This window comes from Arthrobacter sp. AK01, assembly GCF_021109375.1.
Taxonomy (GTDB): domain Bacteria; phylum Actinomycetota; class Actinomycetes; order Actinomycetales; family Micrococcaceae; genus Arthrobacter.
In genome coordinates, this window is record NZ_JAJOHP010000044.1 from 1 (window position 1) to 22,705 (window position 22,705).

General features: G+C 64.0%; 19 protein-coding genes. 9 read left to right on the plus strand and 10 right to left on the minus strand.

The features are described from left to right. A partial coding sequence (locus tag LN996_RS15490; protein ID WP_231341254.1) for an Ig-like domain-containing protein occupies positions 1-998 on the minus strand: 998 nt, incomplete at its 3' end. 94 nt (positions 999-1,092) lie between these two features. Then, positions 1,093-1,857, minus strand: a complete 765-nt coding sequence (locus LN996_RS15495) for a hypothetical protein (protein ID WP_231341255.1) — start codon at positions 1,855-1,857, stop codon at positions 1,093-1,095. A gap of 147 nt (positions 1,858-2,004) precedes the next feature. Between LN996_RS15495 and LN996_RS15500 the strand changes: the two genes are divergently transcribed. The 4 genes from LN996_RS15500 (at position 2,005) to LN996_RS15515 (ending at position 8,429) form a co-directional block, all read left to right on the plus strand. Then, the gene (locus LN996_RS15500) at positions 2,005-3,564 is read left to right on the plus strand and encodes a sigma-70 family RNA polymerase sigma factor (protein WP_231341256.1); all 1,560 of its coding nucleotides are present in this window, start codon (positions 2,005-2,007) and stop codon (positions 3,562-3,564) included. 173 nt (positions 3,565-3,737) lie between these two features. After that, complete coding sequence (locus tag LN996_RS15505; protein ID WP_231341257.1) at positions 3,738-4,652, plus strand: ATP-grasp domain-containing protein; 915 nt, start codon at positions 3,738-3,740, stop codon at positions 4,650-4,652. A 473-nt stretch (positions 4,653-5,125) separates the two neighbouring features. Further along, positions 5,126-7,924: a phosphoenolpyruvate carboxylase gene (gene ppc, locus LN996_RS15510; RefSeq protein WP_231341258.1), complete on the plus strand. Its 2,799-nt coding sequence runs from the start codon at positions 5,126-5,128 to the stop codon at positions 7,922-7,924. A 199-nt stretch (positions 7,925-8,123) separates the two neighbouring features. Further along, entirely contained in the window at positions 8,124-8,429 is a 306-nt protein-coding gene (locus LN996_RS15515; protein ID WP_231341259.1) for a hypothetical protein, read from the plus strand. Between the two features lie 10 nt (positions 8,430-8,439). Here LN996_RS15515 and LN996_RS15520 read toward each other — a convergent pair whose 3' ends face one another. Beyond that, positions 8,440-9,084, minus strand: a complete 645-nt coding sequence (locus tag LN996_RS15520; protein ID WP_231341260.1) for a DedA family protein — start codon at positions 9,082-9,084, stop codon at positions 8,440-8,442. A 54-nt stretch (positions 9,085-9,138) separates the two neighbouring features. Here LN996_RS15520 and LN996_RS15525 point away from each other — a divergent pair, with 54 nt between their 5' ends. Next, on the plus strand, positions 9,139-9,687 hold the full coding sequence (locus LN996_RS15525; protein WP_231341261.1) for an O-acetyl-ADP-ribose deacetylase: 549 nt from the start codon (positions 9,139-9,141) through the stop codon (positions 9,685-9,687). Positions 9,688-9,715: 28 nt separating this feature from the next. On the opposite strand, the gene LN996_RS15530 is transcribed toward LN996_RS15525, so the two are convergent. Both LN996_RS15530 and LN996_RS15535 read right to left on the minus strand, forming a co-directional pair. Next, positions 9,716-10,372 (minus strand): hypothetical protein, encoded by a 657-nt coding sequence (locus LN996_RS15530; protein ID WP_231341262.1) that lies wholly within the window; start codon positions 10,370-10,372, stop codon positions 9,716-9,718. Between the two features lie 88 nt (positions 10,373-10,460). Further along, positions 10,461-11,390: an RluA family pseudouridine synthase gene (locus LN996_RS15535; RefSeq protein WP_231341279.1), complete on the minus strand. Its 930-nt coding sequence runs from the start codon at positions 11,388-11,390 to the stop codon at positions 10,461-10,463. 117 nt (positions 11,391-11,507) lie between these two features. Between LN996_RS15535 and LN996_RS15540 the strand changes: the two genes are divergently transcribed. Next, complete coding sequence (locus LN996_RS15540; protein ID WP_231341263.1) at positions 11,508-12,158, plus strand: helix-turn-helix domain-containing protein; 651 nt, start codon at positions 11,508-11,510, stop codon at positions 12,156-12,158. Next, the gene (locus LN996_RS15545; protein ID WP_231341264.1) at positions 12,151-12,843 is read left to right on the plus strand and encodes an SRPBCC domain-containing protein; all 693 of its coding nucleotides are present in this window, start codon (positions 12,151-12,153) and stop codon (positions 12,841-12,843) included. The genes LN996_RS15540 and LN996_RS15545 overlap by 8 nt, the downstream gene beginning before the upstream one ends. Positions 12,844-12,855: 12 nt before the next feature. Here LN996_RS15545 and LN996_RS15550 read toward each other — a convergent pair whose 3' ends face one another. After that, the gene (locus tag LN996_RS15550; protein ID WP_231341265.1) at positions 12,856-13,431 is read right to left on the minus strand and encodes a TetR-like C-terminal domain-containing protein; all 576 of its coding nucleotides are present in this window, start codon (positions 13,429-13,431) and stop codon (positions 12,856-12,858) included. An 88-nt stretch (positions 13,432-13,519) separates the two neighbouring features. Here LN996_RS15550 and LN996_RS15555 point away from each other — a divergent pair, with 88 nt between their 5' ends. Then, positions 13,520-14,014 carry a DUF4188 domain-containing protein gene (locus LN996_RS15555; protein WP_231341266.1) on the plus strand — a complete coding sequence of 165 codons (495 nt, stop codon included), beginning with the start codon at positions 13,520-13,522 and terminating at the stop codon, positions 14,012-14,014. On the opposite strand, the gene LN996_RS15560 is transcribed toward LN996_RS15555, so the two are convergent. Then, a complete protein-coding gene (locus tag LN996_RS15560) occupies positions 14,011-15,465 on the minus strand; it encodes a PLP-dependent aminotransferase family protein (RefSeq protein ID WP_231341267.1) in 1,455 nt (484 codons plus the stop codon). The two genes, LN996_RS15555 and LN996_RS15560, sit on opposite strands and share 4 nt — an antisense overlap. Positions 15,466-15,526: 61 nt before the next feature. Between LN996_RS15560 and LN996_RS15565 the strand changes: the two genes are divergently transcribed. Then, the gene (locus LN996_RS15565) at positions 15,527-16,156 is read left to right on the plus strand and encodes a YitT family protein (protein ID WP_231341268.1); all 630 of its coding nucleotides are present in this window, start codon (positions 15,527-15,529) and stop codon (positions 16,154-16,156) included. A gap of 78 nt (positions 16,157-16,234) precedes the next feature. Here the strand turns inward: LN996_RS15565 and LN996_RS15570 are convergent, their stop codons facing one another. Genes LN996_RS15570 through LN996_RS15580 form a run of 3 tightly spaced genes read right to left on the minus strand, consistent with a single transcriptional unit; the run spans position 16,235 to position 22,683 of the window. Further along, positions 16,235-17,065 (minus strand): DNA-formamidopyrimidine glycosylase family protein, encoded by an 831-nt coding sequence (locus LN996_RS15570; RefSeq protein WP_231341269.1) that lies wholly within the window; start codon positions 17,063-17,065, stop codon positions 16,235-16,237. After that, the gene (locus LN996_RS15575; protein ID WP_231341270.1) at positions 17,058-21,995 is read right to left on the minus strand and encodes an ATP-dependent helicase; all 4,938 of its coding nucleotides are present in this window, start codon (positions 21,993-21,995) and stop codon (positions 17,058-17,060) included. The genes LN996_RS15570 and LN996_RS15575 overlap by 8 nt, the downstream gene beginning before the upstream one ends. Positions 21,996-22,050: 55 nt before the next feature. Next, complete coding sequence (locus tag LN996_RS15580) at positions 22,051-22,683, minus strand: DUF4232 domain-containing protein (protein ID WP_231341280.1); 633 nt, start codon at positions 22,681-22,683, stop codon at positions 22,051-22,053. Positions 22,684-22,705: the final 22 nt, after the last annotated feature.

The window sequence follows — 22,705 nt, forward strand, 5'->3', positions numbered from 1 at the left end:
GTTGTGGTGGGGCTGGGTGTGGGGGTCGGCGTGGCGGTACCATCGCCCGTTCCACTTCCGCTGCTTCGACGGGTTTGCGCCACGACCGGAGTTTCCTGGCCCGAAATGATGACCGTTCCGTTGTTTTCGTAGGAAGCCAAGGACGCATCGGTCACCTTCGTTACGACGAAGAGTTCCACGTGCTCGCCTTCGGGAAGTCCCGTCCAGGTGACCGTCAGTTCATGGGGGCTGCATTCGATGCTCGCCGGGTACTCGTCATCGTCATAGGGAGTGACAATGTTGCCGGCATTTCCCATATTTTGGCCGACCCGGGGCGTCACCCGGCTGCAGTCGATTTCCATGCCGCTCGCCGGAGTATCGGTAATCACAACATCGTTCGTCTCAGAGGACATGGGAGGCATAGAGAAGACTGATTCAAGTTCCGTCTGGCCAGGGTCCGACCACCACATGGACTTACCCACGGATGTCGGCATTCCCGGGACGCAGTCCGAAGGGCAGGGCTCAATAACCACGGGTACGCGGACCACGCTGGAGCCCACGGTGAACGTCAACTCTTGAGTTTCACCGTTCGCCGGTTTCGCCGAGTACTGGGTGGTGAAGGAACAGGTTCCCCCCACGTCAAGGGGATGTGTGCCGACAAAATCCGTGAGGGTAAAGACAACCAGGCCGGCGTCGTTGGCCACGGCCGTGGCAACGGTGTCGCCCGCCGAGTTATCCAGATCGAAGGAAGAGGCACCGAACCATCGCAGCTCCGACGGGAGCTGGATGCTGAAGGTGTCACCGGGCTGCGAGTTGTCCGGCACGGACCATGCGCATGTCAGATCTACTTGGTCCCATTGACTGGAAACAACTGATTCCGTACTTAGGGTGATTTCCGCGTCCGCCAGCTCTGCAGCGTGGGCTGGAAGTGCCGACATGCTGAGCCCCAGAACGGCCATGACAGCCGCTAAAAGCGCGGCCACCAATGACACGGTTTTTAGATGGATCTGATTTTTCATGAGCAGGGTGGTCCTTAGAATCCGTGGTGGAATGTTCCGTCACAGGATGAGTGTTCGGGCCAGTTGGTTCGTGACGGCGTGAAAAGGCGACCGCCTATTTCGATTCGAAGGCAGAGTCCTGCGCCGCTGCCGTGGTGGCCGGTGCGATCGAGGTCAGGGGATAAAACTTCATGTGCGCAGGGCTCAGTGCGCCATCGCCCAGAGCTTCCAAGGCAGCCCTGCACTCCGACAGCCGGCAGAGATTGCTTTCGCTGAAAGGGAAGAGAACGTGCACGGCGGAGTTTTGATACATGGCCATGGCTCCGGTCCCATGCAGATGCCCGGTGACCTCTTCCCCGAGCCGGGCAAGCAGTGTCCAGCGATGGCTCCGGCTGTCCCGGGGCCGTGCGACGGAGATGATGGCCATGACGTGCGCAGCCGGGCATCCCGGGCCGGATCCCAACGCTGAGACCTCGTGGATCCGTCGCTGGAAGTGGGCTTGGGTTGCCAGTCCTGTGTAGACATCGGTACACGAGATGGGAGGCGCGTTGTCGGCAACTTCGGCCCAACCCTCCGCCAACGATTGAAGCGCATCGACGTCGAGGGTCTGTTCTGCCGCCGCGAACAGGGCCCGGAAGTCAGTCATGGTTTCACTGATGCTGACCCCGTTCCTCGCACGGGCGGCACCCAGTGATTTGGCCGTGGGAGCTGGAACCAGTGCGTTCGTGGCGAGCGAAGTTACGACGGTACGGACTTCGGGCAGGAACCAATCCGCACGGAATCGCCAACCTGTCTGGTAGCTGGTGGTCTGCCATCTACGCAGCAAAAGGTGCCGCGAGAACGTGCACTCTGCGAATGATTTTGTCCGGAACGATGTCATATCCGAACAGTGCGGGCGAAAGCCGTTTCGTGACGAAACAGCACCGAGATTCATTGCTAAAGACCTTGTATAAACCGCGTCACGACTTGCCTCCTGCCACCACTCCTATATATGGGCAGGATTATTTACGGTTTGGGGGTGCCTTAGATGGCACACAGGTCACAATCGGGCAGCAACGTGGGCGTGGACGTCGAAAGCGACGGTCACCTCATTGAGTTGGTCCGCGGCGGAGAGGTGTCCGCCTTCAATGGACTCTATGAGCGCCACGTCTCCATTGCCTCCACGGTGGCAAGACGGAACGTGGACAACCCCAGCGACGTCGAGGATGTTGTGGCTGAGGCTTTTCAGTCCGTGTTGCAAAGCCTCGTGGCGGGGAAAGGGCCGGACACGTTCTTTCGGGCGTACCTGCTGTCCACGGTGACAAGGTTGTCCCACCAGCGGAATCGAAAGGCGGGCAAGGTCCTGCCAAGCGGGGACGATTCTGTTCTGGACCAAACTTTGACCGATTCGGATGCAGCCGTCAACGCTTTCGAATCCCATGCGGTAGCCAAAGCGTTCAGGGCATTGCCGGAACGTTGGCAGGCGGTGCTCTGGTATCTGGACGTGGAGCGGATGAAGCCGGCGGTTGTGGCACCCATTTTGGGGCTGTCCGCCAATGCAGTTTCAGCCCTTGCTCTTCGCGCACGCGAGGGTTTACGACGCGAATACCTTCAGAGCCACATTGCGAACCAACCCGATAGCGGATGCGTCGAGTACGTATCCAAACTCGGCACCTTCCTTCGGGGCGGTCTCTCCAGTGCAGCGGAGCGCAAAGTCCGTAATCACCTCCACGGCTGCTCCAAGTGCACCGCCGCGCTCTCTGAACTAAAGGACGTTCAGGGAAGCATGAGGGCAGTGGTGCTCCCTTTGGTGACAGGCATACCTCTCGCAGCTTGGGCCGGCAAAGGTGCCGGGCTCGGAGTCCTGGGCGGAGTAGTGCCAGTGAAGGCTGCCTTGGTGGTCCCTACCTTGGCGCAGCCAGCCGTTATGGCCATCATCGCAGCGGCGGGGGTTGGCCTGGTCCTGGGCGCCGTGGGCATAGTGGACCAACTGACTCCCGACGCCTATATGGACCAGCGGGCCGTGGAGACCGTCGCCACGCAATTGCCACAGAACCCCGGGACCTTGACGCCGACGCCGACCCCGACACCATCGAGTCCGCCGGCCGAGGCACCGGCTACGCCGCCACCGGTCGCGGCTGCACCCCCCACGCCGTTGCCGGAGCCTTCCCAGGGGCCGGCGCAAACCCCTGATCCCCTTCCTTCGCCGGTTACTACTGCAGCCCCCACGCCCACGGCTGTTCCGTCGACGCCCGCCCCGACGGATATTTCCGGCTCGGTGCGGCGGGACCGGGACGGCCGCTCCAGTGGTACACCTTTGGAAATCGACTTCAAGGTCGCCGGCACCCGACCCTTGAGCAGCGGCAAGGCTGTGTTCTCAGTGAGTCAGAATGCCTGGCTCGTGGAGGACTCGGTTCGAGCCCCGGACGGATGGACCTGCGCCATGGAAAGCAGCAGCGTGCTTAGTTGCACCACTGAGTCAGTACAGCGTGATGACCTTCACTTCCACATCGAGGCTGGTCACAAGCGCAGTCGCGACGACCAGGTTCTGACCTACACCCTGAGCGGTCCCGGGATCGCTTCCAACGATTTTTCTTACAACTTCTGATGTCGATTCCCCGAACCGGACTGCGTCATGAAGTTCCGGGTGAGAGCACTCATCCATCAGTTGGGCCCGAAAGCGGGTGATACGAACCATCCATCAAGGGGAAAAATGAACTCGCCGACAGGCACCGCTACGGTGCATCCTTGGATCCCCGCCACTGCCAAAGGCACCTTCTGATGGCACGCGTGCTGGTGACGGGCATTTGCGGCCCTGCCGGGTCATCGCTGGCCCGCCAGCTCAAGTCCAGAGGGCATTGGGTGCTTGGAGCGGACGCACAGCGTGCCCGCCCCAGTGGGGTTGACGCCGCGGCCGTTGTTTCGCCGCCCCAAGCCCCGGGATATCTATGGGAACTGCGGGGGCTGGTGGCGAATTACGGCATTGAAATCCTCATTCCCACCATCAGCGAAGAACTGGTGCTGATGTCCGAGGCACGCAACGATTTCGCGCCGGGAGTTGAAGTCCTCATCGCTGATCCGGCATCAGTCCGGACGGCAAATGACAGGTACCTCACCATGACCTGCCTTGGCAGCGCCGGAGTCGGGGTTCCCGGATTCGGCCTACCGAGCGCCTTCGGATCCGTGCAGGATGCCATGGACAAATTGGGCGGCCCGTTGGTGGTGAAGCCCCGTGTTTCCCTCGACGGACGCAATGTCCGGCTTCTGGAAAGAACGTCCGACGGCGGCGCCCGCGCGGAGGGAATCTGGGCTGGCTTGGATGATACGTGGCTTGTGCAGCGCGTCGCCCCAGGCACCGAATATGCTGTCGTGGTCCATCGCTGCGGATTGCTCGCTGATCCCGATGATCTGCTCGTGGGTTTGGAGAAAGAACCACCCCCAGCAGCATGGCCAGGGGGTTTCGCCAGAGTCCGGAAGGTGGAGACGAACGCAGAGCCGGATGTCGCCCGCTTGGCAGCGTCCGCGGCTGCCGCCTTGGGTCTGACCGGGGCCTTGGCCGTGGATGTCAGGCGCATGCGGGACGGCCGGCCAGTGGTGTTGGAGATCGAGGCACGGTTCAGCGCGTACAGTGCTTTCGTCCCGCAGCTCTTGGACAACGTCCTGATGCGGTGCTCTCAGGGCCTCCTTTCGAACTGATCACGCTGGGCTACGGCTTTCGTGGGGAGTACCCTGACCGCATGGGGATGGATGCAGTGGTTGCAATAGTGGTCAGTTCTGCCTTGATTCTTGGCTCCATTTGGGCCGGCACATGCCTCGTTCAGCGGGGGGTTTCACCGAAAGGTGCAACGGGCACGCTGGGAAGTGTCTTGTCCATGGTTGAGCCCGCGACCGGTGCACCTACCAGGGTGGAGGCGGCCGCTGCGATCGAAGAGATGCGACAGCGCAGGCACGAGAATCTCACCGCGGGCCCTGGCCCGGCACATGATGAGCTGATGAGCGGAAGAATGGTCCTGCCCGGGCCGCCCACCCAAAAAAGTGAAGTCAAAATCTGAGACGCATTCCATAGGGCGAGTTCGGTACGGGTAAGATCCCGTAGGAAACATTAGTAATCCGGCTCACAGTATCCAGCGCAGTGTACGGGCCAAACCAGATCCTGAAGGTATGCATCCATGGTTCACACTGCCCATCAAGACACCGATCTCGCTGCCGAACTGCGCGCTGATGTGCGACGCGTTTCCACCCTGCTGGGTGAATCGCTGGTTCGCCAGCACGGCCCGGAACTACTTGAACTCGTGGAGCAGGTCCGCCTGCTGACCAAGGAGTCCAAGGAGGCCGCTCGTGGCGGCGCGGACGCGACTGGTCCGTGGAGTGCGCACGACGTCGTTGCCCAGGTACGCGAACTGCTCGCCTCCCTGCCGCTGGACCAGGCGACGGACTTGGTGCGGGCCTTTGCGTTCTACTTCCACCTCACCAATGCGGCGGAACAGGTTCATCGTGTCCGTGGGCTCCGCACCCGCCAGGAAAAGGATGGCTGGCTGGCTAAGGCAGTTTCCGAGATTGCCGGCCAGGCAGGCCCACAGGTCCTGCAGGATGTGATCAATGAGCTCGACGTACGCCCCATATTTACAGCGCACCCCACCGAGGCTTCACGCCGTTCCGTGCTGGACAAAGTCCGTAAGCTCTCAGACGTCCTCGCCGAGCCCACCGCCGAAGGGACGTCTGCCCGGCGTCGCCAGGACCGGCAGCTGGCCGAAATCATCGACCAGATGTGGCAGACAGATGAACTGCGCCAGGTCCGCCCCACGCCCGTGGATGAGGCCCGAAACGCCATCTACTACCTGAACAGCATCCTGACCGATGCCATGCCTGAAATGCTGACGGACCTTTCGGAACTTCTGGCCGAGCACGGTGTCACTCTGCCGGCCGCCGCCGCACCCTTGCGGTTCGGTTCGTGGATTGGTGGTGACCGTGATGGCAACCCCAACGTCACCGCCGCCGTCACCCGCGAAATCCTGCAGCTGCAGAACCAGAACGCCGTGCGCATCAGCATTGCGTTGATCGATGAGCTCATCTCGGTCCTCTCCAACTCCACGGCACTTTTTGGGGCCGACCAGGTGTTGCTGGATTCCATCACCGAGGACCTGAAGAACCTTCCGGGCCTGGACAAGCGCATCCTTGAACTGAATGCGCAGGAGCCCTACAGGCTCAAGCTGACGTGCATCAAGGCCAAGCTCATCAATACCGGACGCCGCGTTTCTGCCTCGACCTATCACGAGCCGGGTCGCGACTACGCCACCACTTCCGAATTGCTGGCAGAGTTCGGGCTGCTCGAAGACTCGTTGCGCAACCACTCGGCAGCTCTGGTGGCAGACGGAGCCTTGGCCCGCGTTCGCCGGGCAATCGCCGCTTTTGGCCTGCATCTGGCAACGCTGGACATCCGCGAGCACGCCGATTACCACCACGATGCTGTTGGCCAGCTCGTGGACCGGCTCGGCACGGAGAAGCCATACAGCGAGCTCAGCCGTGAGGAGCGCTTCACGTTCCTCGGCGCAGAACTGGCCTCACACCGCCCCCTCTCAGGGCACCCGATCAAGCTTGATGGCACAGCAGACGGCACATACGACGTCTTCCGGAGCATCCGTCAGGCGCTGCATACTTATGGTCCGGACGTTGTGGAGACCTACATCATCTCCATGACCCGTGGTGCTGACGATGTCCTGGCAGCAGCGGTCCTGGCCCGCGAGGCCGGCTTGATTGACCTCTTCGGCGGCAAGCCACGCGCCAAGATCGGTTTCGCCCCGTTGCTTGAAACGGTGGAGGAACTCCGCGCCTCGGCGGAGATCGTGGACCAGTTGCTCTCTGATCCGTCCTACAGGGAACTTGTCCGGCTCCGCGGCGACGTCCAGGAGGTCATGCTGGGTTACTCGGATTCCAACAAGGAATCCGGAGTGATGACCAGCCAGTGGGAAATCCACAAAACCCAGCGCAAGCTGCGCGACGTAGCCGCCAAGCACGGGGTCCGCGTCCGCCTCTTCCACGGCCGTGGTGGCTCTGTGGGCCGCGGTGGCGGACCGACGTACGACGCCATCATGGCGCAGCCGAATGGTGTGCTCGAGGGCGAAATCAAGTTCACCGAACAGGGCGAGGTTATCTCGGACAAGTACTCCCTGCCCGAGCTTGCGCGCGAAAACCTCGAGCTGTCCTTGGCCGCGGTCATGCAGGGCTCGGCATTGCACCGGACTCCGCGCACGTCCGATGATGAGCGCGAGCGCTACGCCAACGTCATGGAGACCATCTCCGACGCCGCGTTCGACCGCTACCGCGCACTGATCGATGACCCCGAACTGCCGGCCTACTTCCTTGCCTCCACGCCGGTGGAGCAGCTGGGGTCGTTGAACATCGGCTCTCGCCCGTCCAAGCGTCCCGATTCCGGTGCGGGCCTTGGGGGTCTCCGCGCTATCCCGTGGGTCTTCGGCTGGACGCAGTCCCGGCAGATCGTTCCGGGCTGGTTCGGCGTGGGCTCCGGACTAAAGGCTGCCCGCGAGGCAGGCAACACGGATCAGCTCCTTGAAATGATGGACCGCTGGCACTTCTTCCGCTCAGTCATCTCCAACGTGGAAATGACGCTGGCAAAGACTGACATGGAGATTGCCGGACACTACGTTTCCTCGCTTGTTCCGCAGGAATTGCACCGGCTGTTCCACATGATCCGCGACGAGTACGAGCTCACCGTAGCCGAAATTGAACGGCTCACGGGAGAGATCGAACTCCTCGACGCCCAGCCCACGCTGAAGCGTTCCTTGGAAATCCGCGACCAATACCTGGACCCGATCAGCTACCTTCAGGTCGAGCTTCTCCGCCGCGTGCGGGAAGAATCCGTATCCGGGGCCGAGATCGACGAGCGGCTCCAGCGGGCCATGCTCATCACGGTCAACGGTGTAGCCGCTGGCCTCCGCAACACCGGCTAGCGAACGCTCTCTCACGTCACGCAGGGTTTTACGGATCCCTCTCTCATCCGGTGAGAGAGGGATCCGGCCACGGGTGCAGGTGGTGAGAGAGGGATCCGGCCACGGGTGCAGGTGGTGAGAGAGGGATCCGGCCACGGGTGCAGGAGGCGAGAGAGGGATTGGCTTTAGGGCTGCGCAGAACGGGCGCTAGGGTGGTGGGATGCCGTCGTTCCAGACCAAGTTAAAGATCACTGGCCTCAAACCGGGCAACGCACCCGAATCGGTGATGGCTGCAGCCGTGGAGGCGTTGGAAACCCGCCACCACGTCGAATCCAACCAGCTGGACATCGTGGGCGGCGTCCCCCAGATCAGCCTCCGGTTCACGGTGGGCGACCGCGACTATTCAGGTGAGAACGACGAAGCCCGGATGTCGGCAGCCATGATGCGGGACGCCGTCGAACGTGTAGCCATCACAGGGAGCTTGTACGTGTTGCGTCGCAACCGCGGGCGCTGGGCTCCGGTCTAAACCAGGGAAGCTACTCGGGCTGTGGCACGTCGCCGGGCTTGTCGGCGTCGTACGGTTCATCCACGGGTGAGCGGCTGCCACGCCGCCGCGTGACGATCAAGCCAACCACCACACCGATCACCAGGCCGACACCCACGCCGATCAGTGAGCTGGCCCAAAAGGGGAGCTTGGTGGCGGAGCCGGTGAAATAGCCCAAGCCGACTTGCCAGACCGCCCATAGAATCGCGCCCAGACCCGCACAAAGGCTGAACCCGCGTGCGGATACGTTGGCGATGCCCGCCGCAGAAGATGTTGCCAGCCTGCCGCCGGGGATGAAGCGTGCGCCGATGATCGCGCCGTATGTTGAGGAACGGCCGGCTTTGGCAATTGCCTCGTGAATGCCTCGGTGAACCCGGCGGCCCCATGACCAGCGGTCCAGGACATGGCTGATGCGCCGCTTGAACAAGAGAAAAACCAGTACGTCGCCCAGCCAGGAAGCGAAAGCCGCGAGGAAGAAGATCAGCCAGAAGTTGGCGTGGCCGTCGGCGGCGAGGGCACCGCCGGTGATCACCACCATTTCGGAGGGGATGGGTGGGAAGATGGCGTCGCCCAGCACAATGGGAACGATCCACAGGTAGATTGCGGATCCCCACGTCTCCGGGGCGGTGATGTCCATGGGCACAAGGTACCGCACTTGCCGCTCCTGCCGCTCCGGCGCGAGACTGGCGCCATGCGAATCGAAATTCTGCACGGTGACATCACCACGCGCACGGTGGAGGCGATCGTCAACGCCGCCAACTCGTCATTGCTCGGTGGAGGGGGAGTGGACGGTGCCATCCACAGGGCCGCTGGCCCGGAACTCCTTGAGGCATGCCGCGAGCTGAGGCGCACCGAAGTGCCGGATGGATTGCCGGTGGGCGCCGCCGTCGCGACCCCGGGCTTCCAGCTCCCCGCTCGGTGGGTGGTGCATACGGTAGGTCCCAACCGGCACGCCGGGCAGACGGATCCTGCGCTGCTCGCCTCGTGCTTCCACGAAAGCCTGAAGGTGGCGGCCAGGTTGGGAGCCCGGACCGTCGCCTTCCCCGCGATCAGCGCCGGAGTCTATGGATGGGACGCCCGTCAGGTGGCCGACGTAGCCTTCGACGCCGTGAGGTCGTTTTCGTCGTCGTCTTCGGCCGGTGGCGCGTCCGGCAGTTCTCTGACGTTGGTGGAGTTCGTTTTGTTCTCGGAGGATACGACGGCGGTCTTCCGGTCTGCTTTTGGTTCCCCACCACAATGAAGGCCTCAGTGACCCAGGGGCTGGCCGCTCAGGCTGCCGCAGTCGTGCTGCCGGGCACGTTGACCGTGCGCCGGTGACCCAGGAATTTGCCTGCCTTGAAGTACCAATAGGGCCAGGCGATCCAAGCGGATGCCCCTCCGATGATGCCAAGGCCCATCACGGCAAATCGCACCCACTCGGGCCCGGGAATCACGAAACCGAGGCCCGCAACGGGCAGCCCGATGACCAGCGCACCGCCAATGAACCGGCCTAGCTGGGCCAGCCCGAGCGGGTAGCCCTCCACAGTGCGCAGCTTGTTGTTTGCTGCGAGGAACCACACGGCCTGCATCGTGATCGCAGCAACGGACACTGCAGTGGATGGCTCGAATGCCAGGACCTTGAGCACCAACAATGCCGAACTCGTGGCGCCGGCTCCGCAGGCTGCCACGGTGACCCATTTCAGGGGTTCAGTCCATGATGTTTTAGGAAGGCGTTTGTGGACCTGGAGGATCACGGGAATGACCAGCACGTTGAAGACGGCGCCAGCAGCATCGTTGATGGTGCCGAAAACGAACGGGCCACCCCTGGGCACTTCCACGGCGTACATGGCAGCGAGGGTCGCGACGCCGGTTATGCCCACCGCGGCAGCAGAGTAGGCGAAGACCGAAGCGGTCCCGTCGCCCGGAAACTCCACCGAATTGTCCATCACACGCTCCCGGAAACTACCCCAGGATCTTCATGGTAGTCCTGCCCTGGGACGCGCGAAATGGGCGGGTCGCGGCTCCCAAAGATTTTTAGGTGCAGGCTTCGCTGAGCTTCAACCGGCTGCGGTATTCCACCGGTTGCTTGCTGATGGGATCCACAAACCGGATGCCGCGGGCCAGGAGTTGGAGCGGTTTGCTGTAGTCATCCGGCGCCTTGTCCAGCAGGTCCGGGTAGAAGGCATCGTTGATGATTCCCAGCCCCAACGAGGCCATATGCACGCGAAGTTGATGGGTTTTTCCAGTGTGGGGTTCCAGCCGGTACAGCGCGCGCTGGTGAGTGCCGGCGTCGAACGTTGTTGTTTGTTCGATGCGCGTTTCCGCGTTGGGTTCGCCGTCGATCACTTCGGCCAGCAGGTAACTGCGGGACTTGGTCATGCGGTTGCGGACCACGGCCGGGAACTCGACGGCGGGATAGCCTGCGGCGGGCGTCGCGGCGGACACACACTCGTATTCCTTGTGGACCTGGCGTTTCTCGAAGAGAACCTGGTATTTGCCGCGCGTCTCCGGGTTGGTGGAGAGCAGCAGCAGTCCGGCGGTCATGCGGTCCAGGCGGTGCATGGGGATGAGGTCCGGGAGGTCCAGCAGGTTCCGCAGCCGGACCAGCGCGGATTCCTGGATGTACGTGCCGCCGGGGGTGGTGGGGAGGAAGTGCGGCTTGTCCACCACCAGGATGTGCTCGTCCTGGTGCAGGATGTTGATCTCGACGGGCAGGCGCGTCTCCGGTGGGAGGGTCCGGTAGTACCAAATGAAGGTGTGGTCCTCCAGTTTGGTGCTGCGATCAAGGGGTACTCCGCCCTCGCCCACGATCTCGCCGGCGTCGAAACGATCCTCGATGCCTTGGGGGTCGATGTGTCCCCAGCGGTGCATCATGTAGTCCATTGCGGTGGTCCACGGGCCCTCGTCCGGCAGGCGGAGGCGGGTCGCGTTCACGCCGTCGCGCACGGGGAGGGGGGATTGCATCACCGGACAATTCTACCGGGGCCTCGTTGCGGGGCCTCGCAACGGGGCGTCGCAACGACAGTACCGACGAGAAAAAAGTTCTTGACAATAAAAGTTGTCGGTAAGCATACTGGAGGCATGTTGGACATCGAAGTGATCGAGGACCCGGCCGCGGCGGAAGCGTCGCTGGACCCGATCCGCACGCGCTTCCTGCGGGAGCTGTCCGAGCCGGCGTCCGCCACGCAGTTGGCCGCCAGGGTCGGGTTGCCGCGGCAGAAGGTGAACTACCACCTCAAGGCCCTGGAACGTCATGGCTTGGTGGAGCTGGTGGAAGAGCGCAGGAAAGGCAACGTTACCGAGCGCGTACTGCGTGCGACGGCGGCGTCGTACCTGATCTCCCCGGCCGCCCTGGCATCTGTGGCGCCGGATCCTCGTCGTTTCGCCGATCGCTTCTCCGCTTTCTGGCTTCTCTCCCTTGCCTCGCGAACCGTGCAGGAGATGGGCAAGCTCATCGCCGGTGCTGCCGTGGCTAAGAAGAAGCTGGCCAGTTTCGCGATCGACGGGGAGATCACCTTCCGCTCTGCCGCGGAACGCGCAGCGTTCGCGGAAGAGCTCGGCGTGGCGGTGACCCAACTCGTGGATAAGTACCACGGCGGCGGTGCTGCCGCGGTGGCGGGCGGGGCGCGCAAGCACCGGCTCGTCGTCGTACTTCACCCCGCACTTAAGACCCCTTCAACGGACCAAGACTCCTCGGAGCAAGCAGCAGAAAAGGACCAAAGCAATGACTGATAACCGGAAATTCGAAATCGAAGCGGACGTCGAACTGCCAGGCACTCCCGAGCGGGTGTGGCAGGCGGTCACCAAGGACACTCCGGCGTGGATGTTCCCCACGGATCAGTGGCCGGACGTGAAAACGGTCGAGGAATACCCGCGCCACCTGGTGTCCCGCATGGACGGTCCGGACGGGTGGTTCAACCAGCTGGAACACGTCCTCGAGCCTTTGGAGGGCGGCCGCGCCAAGCTGCATTACGTCCACAGCGGGATCTTCGCTGACAACTGGGATGAACAGTATGACGGCGCAAGCAAGCACACCGAGTTCTACCTGCACACCCTGGGCCAGTACTTGCAACACTTCGACGGCAAACCGGTGGTGTTCACGGACATCCAGGCTCCCGGCTCCTCGCAGACGCCTGAGGGTTTCGTGCAGCTGAAGCGGGCCTTGGGCGTGGAGGGTGTCGCTGCTGGTTCTACTTTCGAGGCGGACGTCGACGGCGTGGGGCAGCTCAGCGGGGAGGTCGACTTCTCCAACGAGAACTTCCTTGGGCTGCGGACCGGGGATACTCTCTACCGGTTCTTTGGGCGCAATGCCTTCGGCGCCCCGGTGGGCATGACGGTGCACGAGTTCAGTGGCTCGGGCGATTCCGAACTCACGGCCAAGGCCTGGGGCGGATTCCTGGAGAGGGTGTACGGGTAGGTTCGTCGGGGCCTACGGCGCCCAGGCCCGGGCTACGGATTCCAATGCCGCCTCGTAGATTCCGGCCCAGTCCGTCGCGGGATCGTTCATTTGTGCCAGCTCGAGGCTGACCAGTCCGTGGACTTGTCCCCAGATGGCCATCGCCACCACGGCGGGGTTCTGGGCCCGGACCTTCCCTCCTGACTGCGCCGCGATGACTGCGTCCACCAGGGGGAGCATCGAGTCGGAGGCGACCTCCGGCGTCGGACTGCATTCGACGTAGGCGGCCATCGCGCCGCCGAACATGAGGCGGTAGAGGGCCGGGTGCTCCAGCGCCCACGCGCGGTAGGCCCGGCCAAGCCCCAGCAGCCCGTCCTTGGCGGCGTGACGTTGGGATTCGCCGAAGGATCGGAAACCGTCGTCGACGGCGGCCGTCAACAGTTGCGCCTTACCGCCGAAGAGCGAGTAGATCGCGGATGTGGACGTGTCTGCCGCGGCGGCCACATCCCTGAGGGTCACGCGGGCGGGCCCCTCACGGTCCACGAGTTCGGCGGTAACCGCCAGAAGCCTCTGCTGGACGTGCTGATCATGAACGATGGGTCTTGCCATGCCTTCAAGTGTTTCATAACATTGTTTCATAACGATGTTACGAAACCCGGCTTCAGGAACTTCGCGGTTCCCCGACTGAAGGATTCACATGGCACAGGAGATTTTCCCCGGCCGCTTCACTGCGGACATTGGGCGCGGGACCGTGACCGTCTTCCTCATTGGGATGCGGGCCAACAAGTGGTGGAAGACGGGCCGCGTAGCGAAGGTCGCGTCCGCCATGCCCACCATGATGCGGCACCTGGCTGCCAACCCGGAGGCTGGCCTGCTGGGAAGCGAGCAGTGGTTTGGGCGGACCACCATCCTGCTTAGCTACTGGGAAAGCCCCGAGCATCTGAGGCGCTTTGCTGCGGACCGCGATTCGCCTCATCTGGGTCCATGGCGGAAATTCATGAAGGAGATCGCCGGCAGCGGGGACGTCGGCGTGTGGCACGAGACCTACCAGGTGCCGGCATCTGGCATTGAGGTGGTGTACAACGGCATGCCACTGTTCGGATTAGCCAAAGCAACCTCGCACGTACCCGTCGGTCCCGGCAGCAACACGGCGAAGCAGCGCATGGGCACAGCAGGCCGGCCGGCCCATTAAGCGACCGCGACGGCGTCGGTCCGCTCGGACTTGAGGGTCCGGCGGAGGTGGGGCGAGGCGTCGAGCTTGTCCTGGGCGGCGCGAAGCGCGCGGACGGCGGACTCCAACTGCTCCGGCGGCAAGGTATAGGGAACGCGCAGGTACTGTTCAAAGGCGCCACCCGCCCCGAAGCGGGGCCCGGCTGCCAAGCGGAGCCCGAAGTCCGGTGCCAGAACGGTCAGCGCCGTGCTGCATGGAGAGGGGAGGCGGCACCAGACGGTCAGCCCGCCCCGGGGGCGCTCGGCCTCCCATTCCGGCAGGTGCTCCGCAAGCAGTCCCAGCAACGAATCCCGGTTGTGGCGGAGCTCCTCAAGGCGGGCGTCCAACGGCTCGGCGAACGATCTGACCAGCCGGGCGGCGGCCAACTGCTCAACCACAGGCCCGCCGAGGTCCATGACGGTCCTCGTCGCCACAAAGCGGGCAATCAGGGCTTCATCAGCGCGGATCCATCCGGTCCGCAAACCTGCCCAGTGGGATTTGCTGAGCGAGCCAATAGACACCACGGCGGGACTGAAGGCCGACATCGGCGCGGTGCGGACGTCGTCGAGGTTCAACCCGCGAAGCGTCTCATCCACCACCAGCACAGTCCCGGACGACGTGGCCGCGCGCACGAGTCGCCGCCGCTGCAGATCGGACATGATGCGACCCGTGGGGTTGTGGAAGTCGGGGACGAGGTAGGCCATCGCGGGCCTCTGCTGGTTCATGGTGGCCACCATCGCATCGATGTCCCAGGCGGGTGAGGTGCCGGCTGGCAAAGCGACCGGAACCGGCTTGCATCCGGCGGAGCGGATGGCGTCCAGTGCGTTGGGGTAGGTGGGGTGCTCCACCAGGACGCGGTCCTGCTTCGCAGCCAAGGTCCGCAGCACGATGTTGAGGGCGTGCTGCGCACCGGAAGTGACCAGGATCTGGCCGGCGGAAGTGGGCACGCCCTCGGCTGTGTACTTTTCCGCGATGGCTTCACGCAGGGCTGGCACTCCGACGGCGTCGTACCCAAAATCCGGGAGAAGTGCGGGAAGTTCGGTCAGCGCGTCAGCGAACGCCCGATGCACCACCTCGCCTGCTGCTGGCAGTGAGGCGTAGGCAAGGTCCAACAGTCCGTCCGGAACCGCGAGCCCGGGCGCGCTGACTGGTACCGTCCGGTGCGGGATGCAGGTCCGGCCGCGGCTGCCTTGCCCGGCGGTGAGGAATCCCTGCTCGCGCAGGCTCGCATACGCGGCCGTAACGGTGGTGCGGCTGAGGCCAAGTGTCTGCGCCAGCGCGCGTTCGCTGGGCAGTGCGACGTCCAGCGGGATGCGCCCGTCCATCACCAGCAAACGTGCGACGTCGGCCAGCTCGCGGTAGGCGGGCAGGGCGCCGGAGTTCCATTTGCCCATGAGGCGGGCGAGGGCAGTGGGATTCAATGAGCCGGACATAAGACCAGTATTCCAAACTGGCTATGGAATACAAGGCCAGTTTTCTTGGAAGATGTACTCCATGATGACCCGAAGAATCACACAACTCCTGATCGGCCTCGCGATGTATGGCATCTCCCTGGCCATGTTCATCCGGGCGGGCCTTGGCTTGGACCCCTGGGACGTGTTCCACCAAGGCGTGTCCCAGAAGACCGGCTTCAGCATCGGTGTCGTGGTTATCGCGGTCAGCTTCCTCGTCCTGCTGCTCTGGATTCCGTTGCGGCAAATGCCCGGAATCGGAACCATCGCCAATGCTGTCCTGGTGGGGCTCTTTGCCGACCTTGGGCTGTGGCTCATCCCGGCGTTCTCCCATCTCGGCGGACAGATCGCCATGCTCGCCGGAGCAGTGATCCTCAATGGCATCGCATCGGCCTGCTACATCGGCGCCAGGCTCGGCCCCGGTGCCCGCGATGGCCTGATGACCGGCCTGGTCCGCCGCACGGGATGGTCCGTCAGGCTGGTCCGCACCGGCATCGAAGTGGTGGTCCTGGCTGTGGGCTTCCTGCTGGGAGGCTCGGTTGGTGTTGGAACCGTTGTGTATGCCCTCGCCATTGGCCCGATCGTGCAGGTATTGCTGCCGAAATTCATGGTGCCGGAAAAGACCGAGGCAACGGCCCCCACGGAAGCCGTGGAGGCCGCTCCCGCCGCTTGACCGCCGGATGGCGTAAAGGGACCGACGGCGGCCAGCAACTGTTCGCGGACCGTTGGAAAACTTTGGGCGGCTGGGTGATTACGGGGCCGGCTGGCAGCGCGGGCAGAAGTAGATATCCCGTTCCTCAGTTCCGTCCGGGCCAGCCAAGAGACCGCGCCGGACGGTGGTCCCGCAGCGCCTGCAGGGTTGGCGTTCCCTGCCGTAAACCCAGTACCCGGGCCTCATCGCGCGCGGTCCAAGAGTGGTCCGTCGTCCTGGACCCAGGTTTTCGCCGAGGAGGCGTTTGGCATCGTTGACCGTCTTGGCCAGATCGGGAACTTCTCCGAGGGGCAAGGCGGGATGGATGCCGGAGAGGAAGCACGCTTCGCAGCGGTAGATGTTGCCGATCCCGGCAAGCTTCCGCTGGTCCAATAAGGCGAACCCTACGGTGATGTCCGGTTCGGCCCGGAGCCTGCGCAGTGCTTCCACTTCGTCCCAGTCCGGGCCGAGCAGGTCCGGACCCAGGTGACCGACGATCTTTTCTTCCTCAGCTGTGGGGACCACTTCCAGGATACCCAGCGAGAATCCGACGGCGTCCGCCGAGGCCGTGCGGAGCACGCACCGCGCCGTGTGGCCCGGTTTGGTCCAGCGACCACCCGGCGGATAGATCATCCAGTTGCCCTCCATCTTCAGATGGGAGTGGATGGTCAGGGCCCGGGGTTTCCTGCTGGCGCCGGGTTCCCCGTCAACCGGGCCGGTGAGGCGCATCAGCAGGTGCTTGCCCCGCGGGACCACTTCGGTCATGGTCCACCCCGCCAGGTTCAGGGTGGCGAAACGGGGCACACGGAAGTCGGAGGCAGTAATGGTTTGCCCGGCCAAGGCCTCGTTCAGACGCGAGGCGGCGCGCCAAATGGAATCGCCTTCAGGCACGGATCCGGAGTCCCTTCGGAGTGGAGTAGGCGCCGGCGGCCGCGAGGGCAACGGCAATAGGGGTTTCGAGGAGGTCGTGTCCGTTGACCTTCTCCATGAAGAGCTTGTCCACGGCACCGCGGCGCACCACATCCACCAAGGCTTGGGCCGCAAGTGTCAGTACGGCATCGTCCTGGCTGAAGGTGAGCAGCGTCTTGCCGCCGCGTTCGACGTAAAGGACCAACACGCCGTCGACCATCACCACCAGCGCTCCGGCCTTCCGCCCCGGGCGGTGCCCGGACCCGGCGTCAACTGACAAGGCAGGCCAAGGCAGGGCGGCGCCGTAGGGGTTGGCCGGATCTGTTGCGGCCAGCGCCAAGGCCGAAGGCTCTGCCTTGGAAATACGGGCATCCTCCGTGAACGATCTCAGCCTGTCCACCGTCGCGGGGACAGCGAATTGGGCAGCCCCCAAATGCTCGATGAAGTAGCCGCGGCGGCACCGGCCAGCCTCCTCCAACCGGGCAAGCACTTTGTACATGAGCCCGAAGCCGCCGATGATGTTCTCGGCCATGACCGAGCCCCGGGTCACCACGCCGTACCTGTCCAGCAGCAGCTCAGCCGTGCCGCGGGCATGGATGGTGGGGTCCAGTTCCGGCGCGGGCAAAGCGGACCAGCGGCCTACAGCCGAAGGCGGCGCCGGCGCGATACCACTTGAGACCGAACCGTAGCGGCCTCCGGTGAGTCCGGGAGAGCCCAGGAGGCCTGTTCCATGGGAGCGGCCCAACCTGCTCAGGCGCGGAGCCCGCGCCCTCGGTGCCTTGGCCACCTGCCGATGTGCGGTCTTGCCGCCGGCGATCATGGCACGCACGGGAGCAAAAGTGTCTCCCGTAACCCGGCCGGCCCACACAAGGTCCCACAGGGCAGAAACCACGGCGTCGTCGCTCAACACCGAATCCATGCCGCCTGCCACTTCCGTGAGTTGCCGGAAGAAATAGCCACCGCCCGCGCTGAAGTGTTCCAGAAGCCGCTGTTGGGCATCGCCGGGTTCGAACTCCGGGGACGGGTTGAGGGTCAGCTCAGCGGAATCGGCCACATGAAGGCTGATCCAGCCGTCGTTCCCGGGCAACGACCCGGCGCCGGACCAGAGAAGCTCGCCTGCGGCCATCAGTTCGTCGAGCATGGCCGGTTTGTAGTCCGCCACCCGGCTCGCCAGTACCAAGGGCTCCCAGGCTGATGCGGGGATTGGCACGCCGGACAGTTGGTCCACGGCCGTGATGATGCCGTCCAATCCACGCAACGCCTGGCTTCTGGACTTGCCGGGCGCGGTGACGTTTTGCCAGGCCGGCAGGAACCGGCCGTAGGCGGCTGTGTCCACAGGCTCCACTTCGGCCCGGAGTGCAGCAAGGGAACGACGCCGGAGCTTCCTCAAGACCTCGGCATCGCACCACTCGCTGGACGGCGGGGCATCCAACGTCATGAGCTCGGGATCTGCTCCCTCCGCTGTGGCCTTGGGGGCGACAACGTGCGGACGGAACTCACCTTCCACCACGCGACCATCCCCGGCAAGGCGTTTCAGCGCAGTATTAACGACAGCGACGCCAAGGCCAAGCCGGGCTGCAGCTTCCGATGCAGTGAAGGGCCCGTGCGTGCGGGCATACCGCGAAACGAGGTCACCCAAAGGATCATGGACCGGCTCGATAAAGGCCAGCGGCACACCCATAGGCAAGGGAACGCCGATTGCGTCGCGAAGTCTCGCGGCATCCTCCACTGCAGAGAAGCGTTCGACGCCGCCAATGGTCACCTTGAGTGCACGGTTGGCTTTCTGCAGGGCAGCGAGGTGGGATCCGGCATCGGTGACCGTGCCTGGTGGCGCGGCCGGCGGCGTTTCCTCGAGTTCTTCTACGCCCTCAACTTCAGCTGGTTCCACTCCTTCAAGCCGTTCCGCCACTTCTTCAACGCTGAGCGGACCAAGCAACCGTAGGAGATCTGCGACGCCCTCCATCCCACGCACTCGCCGGTCAGGAGCCAGCCGCTGCAACTCCATTTCCGTGGAATCGATGACTGCCGCGTCCAGGAGCTCGCGCAATTCCACGCGGCCAAGGAGCTCGTTGAGGAGCGTGGAGTCCAAGGCAAGGGCAGCAGCCCGACGTTCCGCCAAAGGGGAGTCGCCCTCGTAGAGGAACTGGGCCACGTAGCCGAAGAGCAGCGATTTCGCGAAGGGGGAGGGTTGCTGTGTTGTGGTCTCCACGATCCTGAGTTCACGGCGCTCCACGGAAGCCGCAATGTCCTTCAGCGCGGGGAGGTCGTAAACATCCTGCAGGCATTCACGCACCGTTTCCAGCACGATGGGGAATGAAGGGTATTTTCGGGCGACGTCCAGCAATTGGGCTGAGCGTTGCCGTTGTTGCCACAGCGGTTGGCGCTTGGCGGGATTCTGGCGGGGCAACAGCAAGGCCCGGGCAGCGCACTCACGGAACCGTGAGGCGAACAGTGCGCTGCCGCCGACTTCTGCGGTGACGATCTGTTCCAGTTCCTCAGGGTCGAACAGGAACAGCTCCGCGCCGGGAGGCTCGTCTTCCATCATGGGCACGCGCAGGACGATGCCATCGTCAGCTGCCATCGCAGAGCCGTCCAGACCGTACCGCTGCTGGAGCCGTTGGCCCACGGCGAGTGCCCACGGTGCGTGGACGGGCATGCCGAAGGGGCTGTGCAGGACTACGCGCCAGTCGCCGAGTTCGTCGTGGAACCGTTCCACCACCAGCGTTCTGTCGCTGGGCACTATCTCCGTAGCGTCCTTTTGTTCCCTGAGGTACTGGAGGAGGTTGCTGGCAGCGAAGGCATCCAATCCGCTGGCCTGGCAGCGCTCCATGGCAGGCGCCTCATCGGCCGTGGAGAGTTCGCGGATGAAGGCACCGAGCGCCCGTCCGAGGTCGACCGGGCGGCCGAGGGAATCGCCCTTCCAGAAGGGGAGTTTGCCGGGCTGGCCAAAGGCAGGGGAGACCAGTACGCGGTCGTGGGTGATGTCCTCGATCTTCCAACTGGTGGCTCCAAGGGCGAAGACATCGCCCACCCTGGACTCGTACACCATCTCTTCATCGAGCTCGCCAACGCGGCGTCCGCCCTTGGCTGCGCGAGCCGAAGCTGTGGGTTCACTTCCGTCTGTGCCGCCGGGGGAGGACGATCCCTCAACTTCCGTACCGATGATGTACACGCCGAACAGCCCGCGGTCCGGGATGGTTCCACCCGACGTAACAGCCAAGCGTTGGGCGCCGGGCCTGCCCTCGATGGTCCCTGCGTGTCGATCCCAAATGATCCGGGGCCGTAGCTCAGCGAATTCGTCGGAAGGATACCTGCCCGCCAACAGGTCCAGCGTGGCCTCAAACGCGGAGCGGGGCAGGCTCGCGAACGGCGCTGATCGCCGAACCGTGCTGAACCAGTCCTCGACGTCGATACTTCCCAACGCGGTTGCCGCGACTGTCTGCTGGGCAAGGATGTCCAAGGGATTGGTGGGGATGCTCAAGCGTTCAATCTGCCCGCTCAGCATGCGTTCCACTGTGACACTGGTGTGCAGGAGATCAGCCCTGTGCTTGGGGAACAATACGCCCTCGGAAATCTCGCCCACCTGGTGGCCGGCACGCCCCACGCGTTGGAGGCCACTGGCCACCGACGGCGGAGACTCCACTTGGATGACCAGGTCCACGGCACCCATATCGATGCCGAGTTCCAGTGACGAGGTTGCCACGACGCAGCGCAGTCTGCCGGATTTGAGGTCGTCCTCGATCATGGCGCGCTGGTCCTTGGAAACGGAGCCGTGGTGTGCGCGCGCCAGCACGGGATCTGCGCCGGTAGTGCTCCCCGCCTGCGCCATCATATGGGCCGGGGTGGCGGTGGACGCCGGAACGCCGGGGTTCGTCCCGGGGCCAGCCCAATCTCCACCGCCCACCGCCATCAACTGGCGTTCGGCGTAGATTTCATTGAGCCGTGCCGTCAGGCGCTCGGAAAGGCGCCGGGAGTTGGCGAAGACAATGGTGGATTGCTTGGACAGGACCAGGTCAACGATCTGTTCCTCCACGTGGGGCCAGATGGAGGCCTGGGGCTGCAGGCCGGACGCGGGGCCGGAATCGAACGCTCCGGCCGCCCCCTGCAGGTCCGACATGTCCTCTACAGGAACTGTGACAGTAAGGTTCCAGTTCTTCTTGGACGGGGGTGCCACGATCTCCACTGGTGCTTGGCCCGCCAGGAACTGGGCCACCAATTCGCGCGGTTGGACGGTAGCTGAGAGTCCGATGCGCTGAGCAGGTTTAGGCAGCAGGGCATCGAGGCGCTCCAAGGAAACGGCCAGATGTGCCCCGCGCTTGGTGCCGGCCACAGCGTGCACTTCGTCGATGATGATGGTGTCCACTTCGCTGAGCGTCTCCCGGGCACGGGAGGTCAGCATCAGGAACAGGGACTCCGGTGTGGTGATGAGGATGTCCGGAGGGTTGGTCAACAGCGTGCGGCGATCCGCCGCCGTCGTATCTCCTGAACGGACGCCGACGGTGACCAGCGGAGCGGGCAGCCCCAAACGCTTGGCGGTCTGCGTGATGCCGATCAGAGGTGCGCGCAGGTTGCGTTCGACGTCTACGCCCAGCGCCTTGAGCGGTGAAATATAGAGGACGCGTGTTTTCGTTTTGGGGCGCCTGGCGCGACCCTTGCCGTTCGCTGGGACGGATTCCAACCCCGGTAGTGCATCTGACGGCGTGGAATGCAGCCGGTCCAGGGCCCACAGGAAAGCCGCGAGGGTTTTACCGGAACCGGTGGGGGCTACTACCAGTGCATGCGAGCCTGACGAAATCGCGTTCCAGGCCCCGTCCTGCGCGGGCGTGGGCTCGGAAAAAGCGCCGAGGAACCATTCCCTGGTTGCCTGGCTGAAACGGCTGATGGCGCCATCCGACGCCTGCGGCTGCTGCATTCCTCCATCATGCCCCACGGCCCCGACAGAATAAGCCGGAGCCGTAGGGACAAGGTCAGACTGCCTGGAACGCGGTGATGGTCAGGAGCTTGATGCCGGCGTTGCTGCACGCATCGTGCGGCTCGGCGACGAACAGCGATGCGGTGTCGTTCGGCGGGTAGATACGGAAGCCGGCCGCTGGGACCTTGGTGCAATCGCCGTAGTTACCGGCCTGCGTGTAACGGATTTCAGCCCACGCCGACTTGCCCGGCGCCAGTTCGATCTTGGTGACCGGGGTGGTGGTTTCACGGGTTGCCGGTTCGCCGATCGGTTCACCACTGGCATCGGGGGTCAGGGAGACACCCGCGAAGCCTTCCAGGATGCAGCTTGTGCTCCCGGAGTTCGTCAAGATCAACTTTTCGTAGATGCTGCCCGCCGCTCCGCCGCCGGTGGAGTCAGTGGCCGCAGTCAATGACGCAGCTTTGCACAGGGTGGAGTCTGCTGACGTGGCAGTGGCCGACGACGATGGCGTCGTTGTAGCCGTTGCAGAAGGTGAACTGGGCGTCGCCGAGGCCGACGGAGTCGAAGTGGTGGGCGGGGCACTACTTGTTCCCGCCGGGCTGGGGCTGGGCCCACAGCCGGCCAGGAGCAGCAGCGAAGCGGCCGCCGTCGTCGTCACAAGTCCTGTTTTAATGCGCTGAGTCCACATGGGCACCAGCCTTGCGTTGGCC